General features: G+C 62.9%; 17 protein-coding genes. 3 read left to right on the forward strand and 14 right to left on the reverse strand.

The window, feature by feature from the left end:
* Positions 1-261: 261 nt before the first annotated feature.
* The 9 genes from AC3EML_RS20940 to AC3EML_RS20980 all read right to left on the reverse strand — a co-directional run bounded on the left by AC3EML_RS20940 (position 262) and on the right by AC3EML_RS20980 (position 6,537).
* Complete coding sequence (locus AC3EML_RS20940; RefSeq protein ID WP_023696110.1) at positions 262-591, reverse strand: hypothetical protein; 330 nt, start codon at positions 589-591, stop codon at positions 262-264.
* Positions 588-734 (reverse strand): hypothetical protein, encoded by a 147-nt coding sequence (locus AC3EML_RS20945; protein WP_023830016.1) that lies wholly within the window; start codon positions 732-734, stop codon positions 588-590. The genes AC3EML_RS20940 and AC3EML_RS20945 overlap by 4 nt, the downstream gene beginning before the upstream one ends.
* Positions 735-778: 44 nt before the next feature.
* The gene (locus AC3EML_RS20950; RefSeq protein WP_352520560.1) at positions 779-1,687 is read right to left on the reverse strand and encodes an alpha/beta fold hydrolase; all 909 of its coding nucleotides are present in this window, start codon (positions 1,685-1,687) and stop codon (positions 779-781) included.
* Positions 1,688-1,739: 52 nt separating this feature from the next.
* Positions 1,740-2,516: a DUF2066 domain-containing protein gene (locus AC3EML_RS20955; protein ID WP_352520561.1), complete on the reverse strand. Its 777-nt coding sequence runs from the start codon at positions 2,514-2,516 to the stop codon at positions 1,740-1,742.
* Between the two features lie 106 nt (positions 2,517-2,622).
* Positions 2,623-3,399 carry a pyrroline-5-carboxylate reductase gene (locus tag AC3EML_RS20960; RefSeq protein WP_023734024.1) on the reverse strand — a complete coding sequence of 259 codons (777 nt, stop codon included), beginning with the start codon at positions 3,397-3,399 and terminating at the stop codon, positions 2,623-2,625.
* A gap of 23 nt (positions 3,400-3,422) precedes the next feature.
* A complete protein-coding gene (locus AC3EML_RS20965) occupies positions 3,423-4,304 on the reverse strand; it encodes an aldose 1-epimerase family protein (protein WP_352520372.1) in 882 nt (293 codons plus the stop codon).
* A gap of 171 nt (positions 4,305-4,475) precedes the next feature.
* Positions 4,476-5,192 (reverse strand): Bax inhibitor-1/YccA family protein, encoded by a 717-nt coding sequence (locus AC3EML_RS20970; protein WP_023668937.1) that lies wholly within the window; start codon positions 5,190-5,192, stop codon positions 4,476-4,478.
* A gap of 38 nt (positions 5,193-5,230) precedes the next feature.
* Positions 5,231-6,007: an anti-sigma factor family protein gene (locus AC3EML_RS20975; RefSeq protein WP_352520373.1), complete on the reverse strand. Its 777-nt coding sequence runs from the start codon at positions 6,005-6,007 to the stop codon at positions 5,231-5,233.
* Complete coding sequence (locus AC3EML_RS20980; RefSeq protein ID WP_023688465.1) at positions 6,004-6,537, reverse strand: sigma-70 family RNA polymerase sigma factor; 534 nt, start codon at positions 6,535-6,537, stop codon at positions 6,004-6,006. The genes AC3EML_RS20975 and AC3EML_RS20980 overlap by 4 nt, the downstream gene beginning before the upstream one ends.
* Positions 6,538-6,712: 175 nt before the next feature.
* Between AC3EML_RS20980 and AC3EML_RS20985 the strand changes: the two genes are divergently transcribed.
* The 3 genes from AC3EML_RS20985 (at position 6,713) to mazG (ending at position 9,369) form a co-directional block, all read left to right on the forward strand.
* Complete coding sequence (locus tag AC3EML_RS20985; RefSeq protein ID WP_352520374.1) at positions 6,713-7,150, forward strand: DUF3592 domain-containing protein; 438 nt, start codon at positions 6,713-6,715, stop codon at positions 7,148-7,150.
* A 129-nt stretch (positions 7,151-7,279) separates the two neighbouring features.
* A complete protein-coding gene (locus AC3EML_RS20990; RefSeq protein WP_352520375.1) occupies positions 7,280-8,464 on the forward strand; it encodes an amino acid aminotransferase in 1,185 nt (394 codons plus the stop codon).
* A gap of 80 nt (positions 8,465-8,544) precedes the next feature.
* Positions 8,545-9,369, forward strand: a complete 825-nt coding sequence (gene mazG / locus AC3EML_RS20995) for a nucleoside triphosphate pyrophosphohydrolase (protein WP_023805230.1) — start codon at positions 8,545-8,547, stop codon at positions 9,367-9,369.
* 6 nt (positions 9,370-9,375) lie between these two features.
* On the opposite strand, the gene hflX is transcribed toward mazG, so the two are convergent.
* From hflX to AC3EML_RS21020, 5 genes are all read right to left on the reverse strand, one after another.
* The gene (hflX, locus tag AC3EML_RS21000; RefSeq protein WP_023696099.1) at positions 9,376-10,767 is read right to left on the reverse strand and encodes a GTPase HflX; all 1,392 of its coding nucleotides are present in this window, start codon (positions 10,765-10,767) and stop codon (positions 9,376-9,378) included.
* Entirely contained in the window at positions 10,768-11,013 is a 246-nt protein-coding gene (gene hfq / locus AC3EML_RS21005) for an RNA chaperone Hfq (RefSeq protein ID WP_006202172.1), read from the reverse strand.
* A gap of 145 nt (positions 11,014-11,158) precedes the next feature.
* Complete coding sequence (locus AC3EML_RS21010; protein ID WP_023701734.1) at positions 11,159-12,019, reverse strand: D-amino-acid transaminase; 861 nt, start codon at positions 12,017-12,019, stop codon at positions 11,159-11,161.
* A 102-nt stretch (positions 12,020-12,121) separates the two neighbouring features.
* The gene (gene ntrX / locus AC3EML_RS21015) at positions 12,122-13,483 is read right to left on the reverse strand and encodes a nitrogen assimilation response regulator NtrX (protein WP_023668929.1); all 1,362 of its coding nucleotides are present in this window, start codon (positions 13,481-13,483) and stop codon (positions 12,122-12,124) included.
* The gene (locus AC3EML_RS21020; protein ID WP_460222007.1) at positions 13,473-15,761 is read right to left on the reverse strand and encodes a sensor histidine kinase NtrY-like; all 2,289 of its coding nucleotides are present in this window, start codon (positions 15,759-15,761) and stop codon (positions 13,473-13,475) included. The genes ntrX and AC3EML_RS21020 overlap by 11 nt, the downstream gene beginning before the upstream one ends.
* Positions 15,762-15,847: the final 86 nt, after the last annotated feature.

Here is a 15,847-nt window from a genome sequence, read left to right on the forward strand (position 1 = left end):
CAGCTGCAACCTGATGCATAAGTTCCATAATCTATCTTATGCGACTTTTCATAGTGGCTGCTGCTTCCATTAGGGGCGTGCCAATATACGCCCTGCTGACTGAGATGCAGGCCGGCGGCTCTGATTGCTTGGCGGGAGGAACGTTGACGAAGCAGTGGCGAAATGAGTTGGCGTGGTCTTCATTTCTCAAGGGATGGCGCCTTTCGCAAAGGCCTCGACTTCCTGCTCGACCGGCCCGCGCCGGGATAACGAACAGGAGCGTCATCCCGAGAAGCTTTCCAGGAGGCCGCTGAAGGCTGCTGCGATTGCAACAAGATGGAAGACGCCAAGGGCCAGCCATCTGGAGCCGCCGGCGCCCGCAACAAATGCCCCATAGGCAGGAAACTGCAGCGCAGCCAATCCGATGGAAAGGCCGGTGATCGTTGTGTTGGTCAACAGCGTTGCCAGCATGGGGACCGGATAGAGAAGTCGCGCCAGCCCATAGTCCCCATGCCCGGCTCCGGCCGAATAGAGCGCCAGGAAAAAGGCGACGGGCGTGATGCCGAGGCCGACAAGGAACCCTGCCCGCGAGGAGAATTTTGGCGACGTCATCTGGCCATGGCCATGGCAGCGGACGGGTCGCGGTCGTCAGGCGCGAGCTTGGACGAAGTGACAAGCAGCTTCTCCTGATCGGCCCGCGACTTCGGCTCGATCGCGATTTGCAGCAGAGGCCAGGGCGCGGCGGACTTCTCCATCATGACGCCATGGTTGCAGATTGATCGGGTGGCCGCAACGGTGTCTACGCCCGGCCCGTCCCTTTCGCTTCCTGACTGTGGACGCGCGCCAGAAAATCGCGCACCAGGGGAAGCGCCTCATCGAAATGGGTTTCGAGCAGCCAGTGGCCGGCGCCGCCGATGAGATGAAGTTCTGCTTCCGGCAAATCGCGGTGGTAGGCATGCGCCGATTGTGCCGGCATGTAACCATCCTCGGGGCCCCAGACGATGAGCGTTTGCGGTTGGTGCTCGCGCAGATAGCTCTGATAGCGCGGGAACCAGCCGAGGTTCGCCTCCAGCTTCTCCATCAGGTTGACCGCGAGCCGCCGGCGGATCGGCGTGTCCATCAAAGGCCAGTGGAGTTTCCAAAGATCGGGAGGCACGCGCTCGGCTACAGCGTCATCCACCTCTCCGACAAACTCGTGCCGGAAGCCCTCCTCGCTTACCGCCTCTTCCAACGGCCGATGCTTTTCGGGCGTCTTCTCATTCCAATAGGCCTTTATGGCGGCGTATTTCGGCCCGAGAACGTCCTCGTAGATGTCACCGTTCTGGATAATGAGTGCGGCGATGCGCTCGGGATGTGCGATGGCGTGGCGCAGTCCGATCTGAGAGCCATAATCGTGCAGCCAGAGCGCATAGCGCGACGTGCCGAGCGCATCGGCGAAAGCTGTCAGAAACCCGGCATATGCATCGAAATCATAGCCAAAGTCCGACATTTCGGGCGTGCCGCTGTAGCCAAAGCCGGGAAAGTCCGGCGCGAATGTATGCCAGCGATCGGCAAGTGCCGGCATCAACCTTCGGAATTGATAGGACGAGCACGGATAGCCGTGCGGCAGGAGAAGGACGGGAGCATCAGGCGGGCCGTCTTCGCGATAGAAGATGCTGTTTCCGTCAACGTCGATCCGGCGATGTTGCAATTCTACCTCCTTGCTCAAAGCTTGCCCGCCACTTTGTTTACGGCGCTCCGGCAAGAAGGTTCCCTTGAAATCAGGGCGTGACGGCTTCCGGCTCTCCATTGCCCGACAGGATCTGCAGCGTTCCGCGCGTGGCGTTGCGGAACGCATCGTCGAAACTGACGCCACGTACCTGCCAGCGATACTCCTTATCCTTGAAGCTGAGCCGCCAGTCGCCGACCCAGCCCAGCGCTTCCTGGCGCCATACCAAAGTGCCGGCAAGCAGGGCGTCCCCATCCAGCGTGTTGGCCACGTCGGCGAGCGCGACGTCGGACGGCCGAGGCAACTCCAGCGGCAAACCGGTCCGGTGCGCCGCGTCCGCCAGCGCAACGCGCATATCCGCCGCAAACTCACCGCCGCCATCGCGCACCAGCGTGAAGCCCTCGCCTTTCATCGGCCTTACATCGAGCAGTGCGACGATTTTTGGCCGCGGCACCGCCCACGGTTTGCGCCCGAGCGACGCCAGCAAGGCATCGATCTTGTCCGGGTCGAAATCGGCGGTGATGTAATGCGGCCGGTCGTGGGTGCCCTGCTCGTCATGCGGCGGGCGGTTGTTGAGCAGGTCGCGGTAGCCGACACCAGTGACATAGTCGGCTGCGTGCCGGCTCATGTCCGCAACACGCGGGTCGCCGATCAGCCGCGGGTCGCCGGAAACCTTGACCAGCACCTCTTCAAGGCACGGCGCCAGGCCCCACGCCCGGTTCTCCTCGCCAGTGCCGCTGGTCACCGATTGCGCGCGGTAGAGGCTGGCGCGGTCGATGTCGGCGGCAGCGACCGGAAAGACAATCAGCACAGCCAGCGCCGCTGTCACAAAGCCCAATTTCAAGCATCCAGGCATCCTCCGACCCTCCCGAACGGTCCGGAACATCCGGTGGAGCCATACTCCTGATCATCAGGGAATTTCAAGGTACCGCCCATCAAGGCGTATCGCCGACGATGCGCCGGTGTACGCCGTCCAGGCTCTCGGTGAGCGCCTCGAAGACGTTTCGCGCCGTGAGTTCGCGAAGAACCTGTTCGTTGATGCCGCCGCGCGTCGCATAGTCCTGCGCCAGATGCATGAAGTCGGCATCCGGCGACATATCAGGAGCGCTTCCCAAGGCTTTGAAAAGCGAGGCGATGTAGTCGCGCCCCTTTCCTTCCTCGACGCCATTCTTCTTGAGCCAGCTGTTGATCGTATCGAGATATCTGAAGTAGCTTGCATAGGTCGCGGTGACCACGCTCAGCGCATTGAATTCGGCTGGGTTCTCGACCTCGATCACTTTCCCCAGACTGCCGAACAAGGCAGCGACAGTGGCATCCGGCGGGCAGATGATCGTTGCCCCCAGCCGGTGGGCAATCATCGGCATGGGCAGCGCTTTCGTCACCTGGTGCGCGGGTGCGGTCAAGCCGGCAATCTCCTCGCGCGGCAGCGTGGCGATCAAGCTGATGAGGTGATGCTCGCGCCGAAACCGCAAACCCGGCAGGACGTCATGCGCAATTTGCGGCCGGACAGCCAGCATGACTAGGTCGCATTGATCGAGAACCGCCTGATTGTCATCAGCGATACACACATCCGGATAACGGGCTGCCAGCTCTGCGGCGATCTCTTCATTGCGCGGCGACAGCAGCACGGAGACGGAGTTATCCGCGACGGATTTGAGCCCGCTGACAATGGCCGCTGTAAGGGCACCCGTGCCGATGAAGCCAAGTTTCATCGCGCCTGTCTCTGGTTCATCGGTCACAGCGGCGCATGCTCGAGCCGTACCTGATAGCTCAGCACGCGCTTTTCACCGGGCGCGATCAGCATCACGCCCGGCTTGTCCGCGAACTCGCCATCGAAATCCACGGGGCTGGCAAGCCCGTGCCAGGGTTCGATACACAGGAACGGAGCGCCGCCCGGCTTCGACCAGATGCCCAATTCCTTAAAACCCTGCCACGACATCTCGATCGCCGCACCGTTCGCGGCGGCATAGCGCACGCTGGTGCTGGCCGGCCGGTCGAGGATCACGGCGTCTGCCTCGAACAGCTGTTCGGAAAGCGCCAGCGTTTTGCCCTCGATGGACGTCGGCTGTGGTGCAGCCACCACCAGGCCATCCTTCAGCCGGCGGATCGGCGCCGGCTCGTTCTGGGCAAAGGTCAGGTGGTAGTCTGTCTTGGCGAGCCCCGGCTGCAATGGCCAATTGAAAGCCGGATGTGCACCGATGGAGGCTGGCAGCGTCTCGTCGCCGGTGTTGGCAATCTCGAAGCTCACACCAAGTTCGCGACGCTCGAGCGTGTAGGTGATGGCAAGGCGAAAGGCGAACGGATAGCGCGTGCGTGTATCGGCATCGTCGGTCAACACCAGCGTGCAGGATCGGGGACTCGTCTCAGCAGCCCACACAAACGGCTTGTCGCGGGCAAATCCGTGCTGCGTCAGGGGATAGACCTGGCCCCCATGGCGGAGCTGGTCGCCCTTCAGCCGGCCGACGATCGGAAACAGCACCGGCGAATGCCGCCGCCATTCCGGCCCGGCCTGCCACAAAAACTCCAGACCCTCGGCATTGCGCAAGGAGATGAGCTCGGCCCCCTGCCCGACAATGGTTGCCGAGATGCCGTCGCCGTGAAGCGTCACTTGTTCCATGCGTTCTCGCGGAAAGCTGCGTGCGAGCGGCAGGTTAGCAAAAGCCCGCGTGGACTCAAGGGCGCGACATCGCGCTGATAGAGGAGCGATGTCTCCACGCCAAAACGACAGTGGCCGGAGATTCACCTCCGGCCACTGCGAGATCGAGATTGTTGCCTTGCTACGGTTCGACTATTCGCGCTCGCCGGTGAAATTCAGCAACAGCTGGAAGATGTTGACGAAGTTCAGGTAGAGCGACAGCGCGCCGAAGACGGCGAGCTTCTGCTGCGATTCCGCGTCGAAATTCTCAGCATACTGTTCCTTGATCGTCTGCGTGTCCCAGGCGGTCAGGCCAACGAACACCGCGATGCCGATCACCGAAATGGCGAACTGCAGCGCGGTCGAGCCGAGGAAGATGTTGACGACGCTGGCGATCACCACGCCGATCAGACCCATGATCAGGAACGACGAGAACTGGGTCAGGTCGCGCTTGGTCGTGTAGCCGTAGAGGCTGGTGGCGCCGAACATGGTGGCGGTGATGAAGAAGGTGCGCGCGATGCTGGTGCCGGTGAAGACCAGGAACACCGAAGCCAGCGACAGGCCCATCACCGCGCAGAAGGCCCAGAACATCAACTGGGCGCTCGCCGCCGACATCGTCTGCATCTTGAACGAAAACAACAGCACGAAGGCGAGCGGCGCCAGCATCACCACCCATTTCAGCGGGCTGGAAAAGATCGGCACGTAGAGGGCCGGCGTCGAGGACACCACCATGGCAACGATGCCGGTGACGACGAGGCCGATGCCCATATAATTGTAGACGCGCAGCATGTGGCTGCGCAGGCCCTCGTCATAGACGGCGCCGGCGCGCGCGCCAGTGCCCATGCGGTATCCGAGGTCAGGGGTATTCATGCGGGTTCTCCTTATGTGGTCTCAGTAAAGTGTCCTGATCAGTAAAGTGTCTTGGCAAGCGTCTCGGCGGCGCGGTCGAGGTCGTGGACATCGCTGCGCGCGACGACCGCGTACGCGACCTCGCCGATCTGGAAATAGGCAGAGGAGATGTCGCCGGAGGGCGCGATGGCAGGCTTGACCACGTCGAAGGTTCCGGGCCGGATCGCAAACAGCGAGACCAGCCCCATATCCTTCGTCTCCAGCGCCACTTCGACGCTCGGCCCGAAGCGCGACGGATAGATCTGCACGTCGCGGACCTTCCAGTCCTTGGGCAGCGATGGCATGACGATTGCGGTGGCGGCGCGGATTTCGTGGCCATTGTAGTTGGGCGCCTCCAGCTGCGAGGGCATCGCCTCGCGCATGAGCGTCGTCTTGTGCGCCCGGATCGCTTCTTCGACATAGGCGGGCGGCGGCGGCGAAGCCACGACCTTGGTCACCAGCAGCGGCCCGAAGAGGCCGTTCGCCAGCCAGCCGGCAGCGACAAAGACGGCGACCGCGGCCACCCGCTGCAGCACGGCGAAGACGCGGCGACTGGCCAGTCCCCTGCCCAGCCGGCGCGCGACTTCAGTCGTCGCCGGCCGCGCCATGCCTGTGGAAGCAGCCAGCGCCAGGCGCAGTTCGTCGCGCGTCCTCAAGTCGGACATCACCCGCGCCGCAGCCTCCGGACGAACCGAGAGGAACGCCTCGACCTCGATGCGGCGCGCGACATCCAGCTGGTCGTCGACATAAGAATCGAGATCGGTATCGGTCACCGGGTCCCGCAACAGGTCGGTCATGACGGGTCTCCCACGATCCTCAGATGGCTTTTGGCCGGCGAAGGTGCAGCGTTTTCCATCTCGCGCAGTGCTGCGCGCGCCCTGCCGATGCGCGACATCAGCGTGCCCAGCGGCACCCCGCTGGCGTCGGCGGCCTGCTGGTAGGAAAGGCCCTCGATGGCGACCAGATGCAGCGCCGAACGCTGCTCCTCCGGCAGACTGAAAAAGGCCTCGCGCACCTGCGCCAGTCGCACGGAATGTTCCTGAGGCGCCGGCGTGCTGGCATCGGTGAGATAGCCGGCCTGCTCGACACGCGCTGCTTCCGACCGGCGCGAGCGCATCTTGTCGATGAAAGCGTTGTGGACGATCGACAGCAACCATGCCCGCAGATTGCCGCCCGAGCGGAACGTGTCGCGCCGCTCGTAGGCGCGCACCAGCGCATCGTGCACCAGATCCTCGGCGTCAGTGCCGTCGCGCGTCAGCGAGCGTGCGTAGCGCCTGAGCGAACCCAGCTGTCCGACAATATCGAAGCGTGGCATCGACCGTTTCATGCCCCGTTTACGAAACAGGCGGGGATCTTAATCCATCGCCACCAAAACTTTTTTGCGTCGCCACAATAGGCATCATGCAATCAGAAGTCCGCTGCGCACTTACCCATCTCCCGTGCGGCAGATGTTTGCTTTATGGATGAAGTCTAGCCTTATCCGTCTGTCCCAGGAGCAAAAGATGGCCAATGGTAGTCGTGTAACGGGTTTTGCAGCGTTGCCGGTCGTCGGCAGGGTGTTCATCATCTTTGGCATTGTCGGACTGATCGCTTCCGGCGTGCTGGCCATCGTCGAGATGTACGGCCCTCGTACCGCTTCGGCGACAGGCAGGATTGTCGCCGCCGAATACAATCCCCGCATCGAGTTCTCGACCGCCGACGGCACCGTCATCCGCTTCAACAATGCCGTCCACAGCTCGTTCTGGGGTGATGGCGACAGCGTCCCTGTCGCTTACGACCCAACCAATCCGCAAAATGCCTCCGTCGACAGCTTCGCCGGACGCTGGTTCCTTGCCGGGCTGGCCGGCATGCTCGGCGGTTTCTCCCTGCTGGTCGGCATCGGTCTCGCCGTGATTGGACGGGTGCTTATCCGGCGGATTGGAATGAACCCGTCGCCATAGCCGCCGACCCCTGCCGTACAGACAAAGCTTGGCGTAACGGTCCAGTACGCTAGCGGACTGGCGCAGATGGAAGCACTGGCGAAACGCGGCCGCTTTGCGTATTACTCCGCCGCCATTGGAGCCGTATTGATGTTCGAGACCCTGCAACCTGCCCCGGCTGACAAGATCATCGCCTTGATCGGCCTCTATCGCGCCGATCCGCGCCCCGGCAAGATCGATCTCGGCGTCGGCGTCTACAAGGACCGCGACGGCAGGACGCCGGTCATGCGCGCCCTGCGCGAGGCCGAGAAGCGGTTGCTGCAGGACCAGGACACCAAGACCTATCTCGGCCTTGCCGGCGACACCGGCTTCAACACGGCGATGGTCAAGCTGGCCCTCGGCCCCGCTGCCGATATGACGCGCATCCGCGCCGCGCAAGCGCCTGGCGGTTCCGGCGCGCTGCGGCTGGTGGCGGAGCTGTTGAAGCGGACCCGCCCCGACGCAACCGTCTGGCTGTCGGACCCGACATGGCCGAACCACCCGCCGGTGATGCGCGGGGCCGGCCTCAAGGTGCGCGATTATCCCTATTTCGATGCCGTTTCCGGCGCGGTGCGCTTCGACGAGATGCTGGCAACGCTTGGCGCAGCCGAGCCCGGCGATATCGTGCTGCTGCATGGCTGCTGCCATAACCCGACCGGCGCCAATCTCGATATCGCGCAATGGGCCAGCGTCACCGATCTTGTCGTCGAGCGCCGGCTGTTGCCCTTTGTCGACATTGCCTATCAGGGCTTTGGCGAAGGCCTGGACGCCGATGCGGCCGGCTTGCGCCTTCTCGCGGGCAAGGTGCCTGAAATGGTCGTTGCCTCGAGCTGCTCGAAGAACTTTGCCGTCTACCGCGACCGCGTCGGCGCGGCGATGATCCTGGCGAAGGATAGCGCGCAAGCCGATGTCGCGATGAGCCAGATGCTGGCGGCGGCGCGCGCCATGTATTCGATGCCGCCGGACCACGGCGCCGCCGCCGTGCGCATGGTGCTGGAAGATGATGGCCTTCGCGCCGACTGGGAGGCGGAGCTGGAGGAGATGCGGCTGCGCATGCTGAGGCTGCGGGTCCAGTTCGCCGACGCGCTGCGCCGGCAGTCCAACTCCGACCGCTTCGATTTCATCGCCAGCCATCGCGGCATGTTTTCCAGGCTTGGCCTGACCGAGACGCAAGTCGAGCGGCTGCGTGCCGAGTATGGCATCTACATGGTCGGCGACAGCCGCATCAACGTTGCCGGCCTGCCCGAGGACGGCATGGATGACCTCGCCAAGGCGGTTGTGTCGGTACTCGGCTGATACGGCTGAGCTGTGGACAAGGTCAGGCCGCCAGCTGACAGCGTTGGCCGCACGACAGGCAGCGGGATAGCATTCGCCGCATGAAACCTTCGCGCGACATTTCCCGGCTGATCGAGATCATGGCGGCGCTCAGGGCGCCGAAGACCGGCTGTCCCTGGGACATCGAGCAGGATTTCTCGACCATCGCACCCTATACGATCGAGGAAGCCTATGAGGTGGCGGACGCCATTGCGCGCGGCGATCTCGACGATCTGCGCGACGAATTAGGCGATCTCCTGCTGCAGGTCGTCTACCACGCGCAGATGGCTGAGGAAGCCGGCGATTTTGCCTTCGGTGATGTGGTCGAGGCCATCACCACCAAGATGATCCGGCGCCATCCGCATGTCTTCGGCGACGAGAAGGCACGCAGCGCCGGCATGGCAAAGGGCATGTGGGAAAAGATCAAGGCTGAGGAAAAAGCCGAAAAGCGAAGTGCGCGCCTCGCCCGCGGCCTCGACCCCGAGGACAATGGCAAGGGTTTCCTGGACAGCGTGCCCGTCGCCCTGCCCGCTTTGACTCGTGCGCTGAAGCTGCAGGAAAAGGCAGCACGTGTCGGTTTCGACTGGAGCGAGGCAGCCCCCATCCTCGACAAGATCGAGGAAGAGATCGGCGAACTGCGCGAGGCGCTGGCCAAGGGCGAAACCGCTGAGATCAAGGACGAATTCGGCGACATGCTGTTTGCCGTCGTCAATCTGGGGCGTCACCTCAAGCTCGATTCGGAAGCGGCGCTCAGCGGCACCAACGAAAAGTTCCGCTCGCGCTTCCACTATGTCGAGCGCGCGATCGATGCGTCCGGAAGCACGCTCGAAAAAGCCACGCTGGACGAAATGGAAGCGCTCTGGCAGCAGGCCAAGAGCGCGAAATAATCAGGCTTACTGCCTGTTTTTGCGGTGCAATCGGCTTTCGATCTCTTGCCGGGCGGTGTGCGTGGCCTTGAGCGCGATGGTCGCGCTGCCATCCTCATTGTCTACCCGCGAAACCACGTCGCCATTGCGGTAGAGCCAGTCGACAAGGCCGAACTGCGCCGGTTCGATCGTCACCGTCAATTCCTCGAGTTCGCCCGACATCCTGGTCTCGATCAGCGCCTTCAGCGCATCGATGCCTTCGCCGGTGACGGCCGAGATGGCGATCGGCGGCGCCTTGTTGGCGTCAGTGCCGTCGGCGAGCAGGCGCTCGCGGTTGCCGTCGTCGAGAAGGTCGACCTTGTTCCACACTTCGACGACGCGCTTGGCATCGCCGGCATCGACGCCGAGATCGGCGAGAATGCGCTCGACGTCCTCGGCTTGCGCTGCGGTATCCGGATCCGAGATATCGCGCAGGTGGATGACCAGATCGGCCTCGACGACCTCTTCCAGCGTGGCCCGGAAGGCGGCGACCAGATGCGTCGGCAGGTCCGAAATGAAGCCGACTGTGTCCGACAGGATGATCGGCGTGCCGTGCGGCAGGCGCACGCGGCGCAGCGTCGGGTCGAGCGTTGCAAACAGCATGTCTTCGGCCAGCACGTCGGCCCCGGTCAGCCGGTTGAACAGCGTCGACTTTCCGGCATTGGTGTAGCCGACGATCGCCACCACCGGGAACGGCACCTTCTTGCGCTTGGCGCGGTGCAGGTCGCGGGTGCGGCGCACCGTTTCCAGCTCATGCTTGAGCTTGATGATTTTTTCCTGCAGCTGCCGCCGGTCCGATTCGATCTGGGTTTCGCCGGGGCCGCCGAGGAAGCCGGCTCCGCCGCGCTGGCGTTCAAGGTGGGTCCAGCTCCGCACCAGGCGGCCCTTCTGGTAGTTGAGATGGGCAAGTTCGACCTGCAGCGTGCCCTCCTTGGTCCGCGCGCGCTCGCCAAAAATCTCCAGGATCAATCCGGTGCGGTCGAGCACCTTGGCATTCATTTCTTTTTCGAGATTGCGCTGCTGCACCGGCGTCAGCGGATGGTCGACGATGACCACCTCCGCGTGACCCTCTTTGACGATCTCGGCGAATTCCGCGACCTTGCCGCTGCCGAGCAAGGTTGCCGGGCGTGGATCGTTGACGGTGACCACCGCCGTGTGGATCAGATCCAGGTTGATGGCGCGGGCAAGGCCGACCGCTTCGTCGTGGCGCGCATCCGCCGAACGCGTCAGCCGTGGACGGTTCGTTTCGTCATCGTTGCGCTGATGCCGGGTAAGCACCGGCACGATGACAACCGCCCGGGTCGGACCTGTGGCTTCCGTCCCGGAATTATGTGCTGGTTTCCCGCGGACGCCGCGGTCCGCGTCTTTTTCACGTGCCAATCAGGCGCCCTGGCTTTCCTCGCCATCGAACATCTGAACCGGCTGGCTCGGCATGATCGTGGAAATGGCATGCTTGTAGACGAGCTGGGAGTGGCCGTCACGGCGCAGCAGAACACAAAAATTGTCGAAGGAAGTGACCACGCCGGTCAGCTTGACGCCGTTGATGAGAAAGATGGTGAGTGGATTTTTGCTCTTGCGAACAGAATTCAGGAACAGGTCCTGAAGGTTTTGCGATCGTTCCGCCATTGTTCTTGTCTTTCGCCGATCCCCTTCGGTTTGCAGGCTAATGCGCCAAATTAGCGGGCACATGTCAAGCTTGCAAACACCCCCTTGCCGTCAGTAACGACAAGCAGAACGAGATATATTGATGTGCAGTCCGTCTGTGCGGTTATCAGGCTGGACTTTTTTCCGCAACGTCAAAAAAGGCTTGCCGCAATGAAAGTGTTATCGAACCGGGGTGCCCATTGGCGACCGCGGCACCGTCGATTGCCACGACCGGCATGGCGATTGTCGTTGCCGAACTGATGAAAGCTTCTCGCGCAGCCTTGGCTTCAGTGACTGAAAAACCGCGCTCCTCGATCGTCAACCCGAGCTTTGCCGCCACTTCGAACATGGTCGTGCGGGTGATGCCGCGCAGGATGCCATGCTCCGCCGGCCGGGTGACCAGAACGCCGTCCCTTGTAACGATCCAGGCGTTGGACGAGCCGCCCTCCTTGACGTTGCCATCGGTGTCGACGAACCAGGCTTCCTGGGCGCCGGCCTCCTTGGCTTTCTGCTTGGCCAGCACGTTGGGCAGCAGGCCGGTGCTCTTGATGTCGACCCGGTCCCAACGGTTTTCCGGCACGGTGATGACCTTGATGCCCGCCTCGGCTCGCTTGGCGGCCGCCGCCGGGTCGGCCTTTCTGGCCGTAATCACTAGCGATGACGGTGTATCGGCGGGGAAAACGAAGTCGCGGCTGGCAACACCGCGCGTAACCTGGACATAGACCAGGCCGTTGACGACGTGGTTGCGCCGGACGATTTCGCGCAGAAGAAGCGGCAGCACACCCTTGGTGACCGGCCAGTCGATCGACAATTCGCTAAGGGAGCGGCTCAGCCGGGCAAGATGGCGCGGCATGTCGACGATAAAGCCCTGCGCCACCTCGCAGACCTCGTAGACGCCGTCGGCGAATTGATAGCCGCGATCCTCGATATGCACGGCAGCGTCGGCATGGGCGACATAGCGCCCGTTCACATAGGTAATGCGCGGCATGGGTGATCCCTCAGAAAAGTCCCGGTTTTTCTATGCGATTCCGCCGCTGCCGTAACCGGCAATTGAATGGGCCACAGCCCGCTGGACCAACAACAACGGGGGTCAGACCCCCAGCGACTTCAGTTTCCGGTGCAGCGCCGAGCGCTCCATGCCGATGAATTCGGCCGTCTTCGAGATGTTGCCGCCGAAACGGTTGATCTGGGCGATCAGATAGTCCTTCTCGAACTGTTCGCGCGCCTCGCGCAGCGGCAGCGCCATGATGTGCTGGTCGGACTGGTTCGGCGTGCGCGGCATGACATCGCCGATCTCCGACGGCAACAGGTCGGCGGTGATCGGCGCATCGATATCGTCGCCACGCGCCAGGATCATCAGCCGTTCGACATTGTTGCGCAGCTGGCGGACATTGCCCGGCCAGTTGTGCGCCTGCAGCACGGCAAGCGCATCGTCGCCGATGCGGCGCGGCTTGATGCCGGCCTGGCGAGCGATCTGCTTCATGAAATTGTCGACGAGATAGGGAATGTCCTCTCGCCGCTCGGCCAGGCCCGGCACCATGACCGGAACCACCGCCAGGCGGTGATAGAGGTCTTCGCGAAAACGGCCGTCGGCGATCATCGCCTCCAGGTTCTGCGAGGTCGAGGAGATGATGCGGACGTCGACCTTGACCCGCTTGGTGCCGCCGACCCGCTCGAACTGCTGTTCGACCAGCACGCGCAAAATCTTGTTCTGCGTCTCGCGCGGCATGTCGGCCACTTCGTCGATGTAGAGAATGCCGCGGTGCGCCTCTTCAAGCGCGCCGACCTTGCGCTCGGTGCCGTTCGATTCGGTACCGAACAGCTCGATCTCCATGCGCTCGGGCGTGATGTTGGCCGCGCTCAGCGTCACGAAGGGCGCGCCCTTGCGCGTCGACAGCGTGTGGATGGCGCGCGCGGCGAGCTCCTTGCCCGAGCCGGACGGACCGATGATCATGACGCGGCTGTTGGTCGGCGCCACGCGCTCGATGGTCTGGCGCAGCTGGCTCATCGCCGACGACATGCCGATCAGGTCGAAGGTTTCGCCGCTGCGCTGCTTGAGGTCGGACACCTCGCGCCGCAATTTCGAGGTTTCGAGCGCCCGCTCGGCGATCAGGATCAGCCTGTCGGCCTTGAACGGCTTCTCGATGAAATCATAGGCGCCGCGGCGGATGGCCGACACCGCTGTCTCGATATTGCCGTGGCCGGAGATCATCACCACCGGCAGGCTCGGATGCATCGTCTTGATCTCGTCGAGCAGCGCCAGCCCGTCGAGGCGCGAGCCCTGCAACCAGATGTCGAGGAAAATCAGCCGCGGCGCCCGGTCGGCGATTGCCGCGAGCGCGCTGTCGGCATCGAATGCCGTGCGGGTTTCATGCCCTTCGTCGCTCAATATGCCCGCGACGAGTTCACGGATGTCTTCCTCGTCATCGACGATGAGAATATCAGACGCCATTACCGACCTTTTCAGTTTCTCGTTCGTGTTCCGTTTCGCCTTGACCGCGTGGCGGCGCGGTTGCGGCAGCTGGCGGCAGGATGATCGAGATCATCGCGCCGCGTCCACCGTGGAAATCCGCGGGCGCATCGTGCAATTCGAGCCGCCCGCCATGGTCCTCCACGATCTTCTTGACGATGGCGAGACCGAGCCCGGTGCCCTTCTCGCGCGTCGTCATGTAGGGCTCGAGCAGCCTTTGGCGGTTCTCGCGCGGCAAGCCTTTGCCATTGTCGATGACGTCGATTCTGATCGCGCCATTCTGCCGGGCAGCTTGAATCCGGATTATGCCGTGCGAACCGTCCTTTTGTTCCAGCCCGTCAATCGCCTCGGCCGCGTTCTTGATGACGTTGCCGAAAGCCTGCGCCATCAATCGGCTATCGAACGTGCCCTTGAGCGGTTCGTTGCCGAACACGCGTTCGAAAGCAATGTCGGCGCGGCTGACTTCGACCAGGAACGACGCCTCGCGCAGCAATTCACGCAGATCGATGGCTTTCATCTCGGGCTTGGGCATGCGGGCGAAAGCCGAGAACTCGTCGACCATGCGGCCGATATCCTCGACCTGCCGGATGATCGTGTCGGTGCACTGGTCGAAAATCTCGCGGTCCTCGGTGATGACCTTGCCGAAGCGTCGCTTGATGCGCTCGGCCGAGAGCTGGATCGGCGTCAGCGGGTTCTTGATTTCATGTGCGATACGCCGCGCCACATCCGCCCAGGCCGACGAGCGCTGTGCCTGGACGAGATCGGTGATGTCGTCGACCGTCACGACGTAGGATTTCTCCTCCTCGCCGTCGTCGCCGGCCTCGATGGTGATCTGCACGTTGAAGGTACGCTCGGCGCCGGTGCGATAGAAGGTGACCTGCTCGCGATAGACCGGCTTGCCGGATTTGCGGCCGATCTCGAAGACACGCCCGACATGCGGTAGCACGGCGGACAGGTTCTGCCCCAGCGCCGCCGTGGCCGATATGGCCAGCATCGTTTCGGCCGATTTGTTGACGATGGAGACGATGCCGTAGGGATCGACGCCGATGACGCCGGCGGTGACGCCGGCCAGCACCGCTTCCGAGAAACGACGCCGTTCGTCGATCAAATCCTTGGCCGACAGGATCTCGTTGCGCTGCGATTTAAGCTCCAGCAGCATCTTGTTGAACGTATCGCCAAGCGAGGCGACATCGCCGTCGGAAGGCCGTACCGGAACGGCGACATCGAGATTGCCGGTCGCAACCTCGTCAGCCGCGCCGATGAGTTGACGGATGGGCCGCACCAGACGGTCGGCCACCGCTATGCCGGTCCAGATGGCCGACAGGATGATGATCAGCGTCAGTGACAGATAGGGCAGCGCGAACGCCACCTGCGACGTCCGCCTGTTGTCTTCCAGGCCGCGATATTCGGCGGTGTTGGACTGGACGATCGCCCTCGCCTTGATCACTTCGGGGTCGACCAGGCGATTGGTGTAGAGGTAGAGGCCTTCGATCTCCCGCAGCTTGATGATGGCGCCCATGATGTTGCGCGTCTTCGGCTCGATCAGCACCGGTTTGCCGTCGGCCGCGGCGCTGACCGCGCCCTCCGGCGGTGGCGGCATAGAGAAATCCGCATCGGTCTTCGCGCTCATGACAAAGGAGCCGTCTTCCCTGACCAGCGCCGCATGCACCAGGCTCCTGCCCACGGCTTCCTTGTTCATCAGGTCGAGAAAGCCGGTTCGATCGAGGCCGTAAAGCGTGCGCGAGGCGTCGAGATCATAGGCCATCGACAGCGTCGTGCCCTGAAGATTACGAGCGTTTTCCTGCACATAGGCGTCGGCGATCGACAGCGACGAGTTGACGATCGCCTTGGTGCGGATTTCGAACCAGCGGTCGAGGCCGATATCGAGCGTGATCGAGGCAATGATGGCCACCATGATGGCGGGGATGGCCGCGACCAGCGCAAACATCGTCACGATGCGCACATGCAGCCGTGACGCCGCCTTGCCGTGCCGGCGCGCCATGGTGATGCGATGCACCTCGCGGCCGACCAGAGCAATCAGCGCCAGCACAAATAAGGCATTGGCCGCAATCAGCGTCAGCGTTGTGTTTGCGTCTGGCGTGATCGGCGTGGCGCCGACAAGAATGGCAAACGAGATTGCCGCCGTAACCAGCGCGCCGGCAATTGCCACAACGCCAGGCAACGCAAGCAGCCGCCGTCCATCCCTCTGGCCGGGTCTGCTGAAAAGCGGTTCGTTTGATGTGAGAGCTTGCGAAGCCATGTCGCCGTCTAAGAGCCAGTGATTGCGTTGGATGTATGCAACGCATTGTGGCGATTATGCAACAAGTGTGGCCGTGACGGAAATCT

The sequence above is a fragment of the Mesorhizobium sp. P170090 genome (genome assembly GCF_057786115.1).

Bases quoted from the DNA above. Each gene is read 5' to 3' on its own strand.
- AC3EML_RS20970 (WP_023668937.1), bottom strand. From the start codon at position 5,192: ATGAATACCCCTGACCTCGGATACCGCATGGGCACTGGCGCGCGCGCC.
- AC3EML_RS20985 (WP_352520374.1), top strand. From the start codon at position 6,713: ATGGCCAATGGTAGTCGTGTAACGGGTTTTGCAGCGTTGCCGGTCGTC.
- hfq (WP_006202172.1), bottom strand. From the start codon at position 11,013: ATGGCGGAACGATCGCAAAACCTTCAGGACCTGTTCCTGAATTCTGTT.
- AC3EML_RS20945 (WP_023830016.1), bottom strand. From the start codon at position 734: ATGGAGAAGTCCGCCGCGCCCTGGCCTCTGCTGCAAATCGCGATCGAG.
- AC3EML_RS20940 (WP_023696110.1), bottom strand. From the start codon at position 591: ATGACGTCGCCAAAATTCTCCTCGCGGGCAGGGTTCCTTGTCGGCCTC.
- mazG (WP_023805230.1), top strand. From the start codon at position 8,545: ATGAAACCTTCGCGCGACATTTCCCGGCTGATCGAGATCATGGCGGCG.
- AC3EML_RS21020 (WP_460222007.1), bottom strand. From the start codon at position 15,761: ATGGCTTCGCAAGCTCTCACATCAAACGAACCGCTTTTCAGCAGACCC.
- AC3EML_RS20990 (WP_352520375.1), top strand. From the start codon at position 7,280: ATGTTCGAGACCCTGCAACCTGCCCCGGCTGACAAGATCATCGCCTTG.
- AC3EML_RS20980 (WP_023688465.1), bottom strand. From the start codon at position 6,537: ATGAAACGGTCGATGCCACGCTTCGATATTGTCGGACAGCTGGGTTCG.
- AC3EML_RS20960 (WP_023734024.1), bottom strand. From the start codon at position 3,399: ATGAAACTTGGCTTCATCGGCACGGGTGCCCTTACAGCGGCCATTGTC.
- AC3EML_RS20975 (WP_352520373.1), bottom strand. From the start codon at position 6,007: ATGACCGACCTGTTGCGGGACCCGGTGACCGATACCGATCTCGATTCT.
- AC3EML_RS21010 (WP_023701734.1), bottom strand. From the start codon at position 12,019: ATGCCGCGCATTACCTATGTGAACGGGCGCTATGTCGCCCATGCCGAC.
- AC3EML_RS20965 (WP_352520372.1), bottom strand. From the start codon at position 4,304: ATGGAACAAGTGACGCTTCACGGCGACGGCATCTCGGCAACCATTGTC.
- ntrX (WP_023668929.1), bottom strand. From the start codon at position 13,483: ATGGCGTCTGATATTCTCATCGTCGATGACGAGGAAGACATCCGTGAA.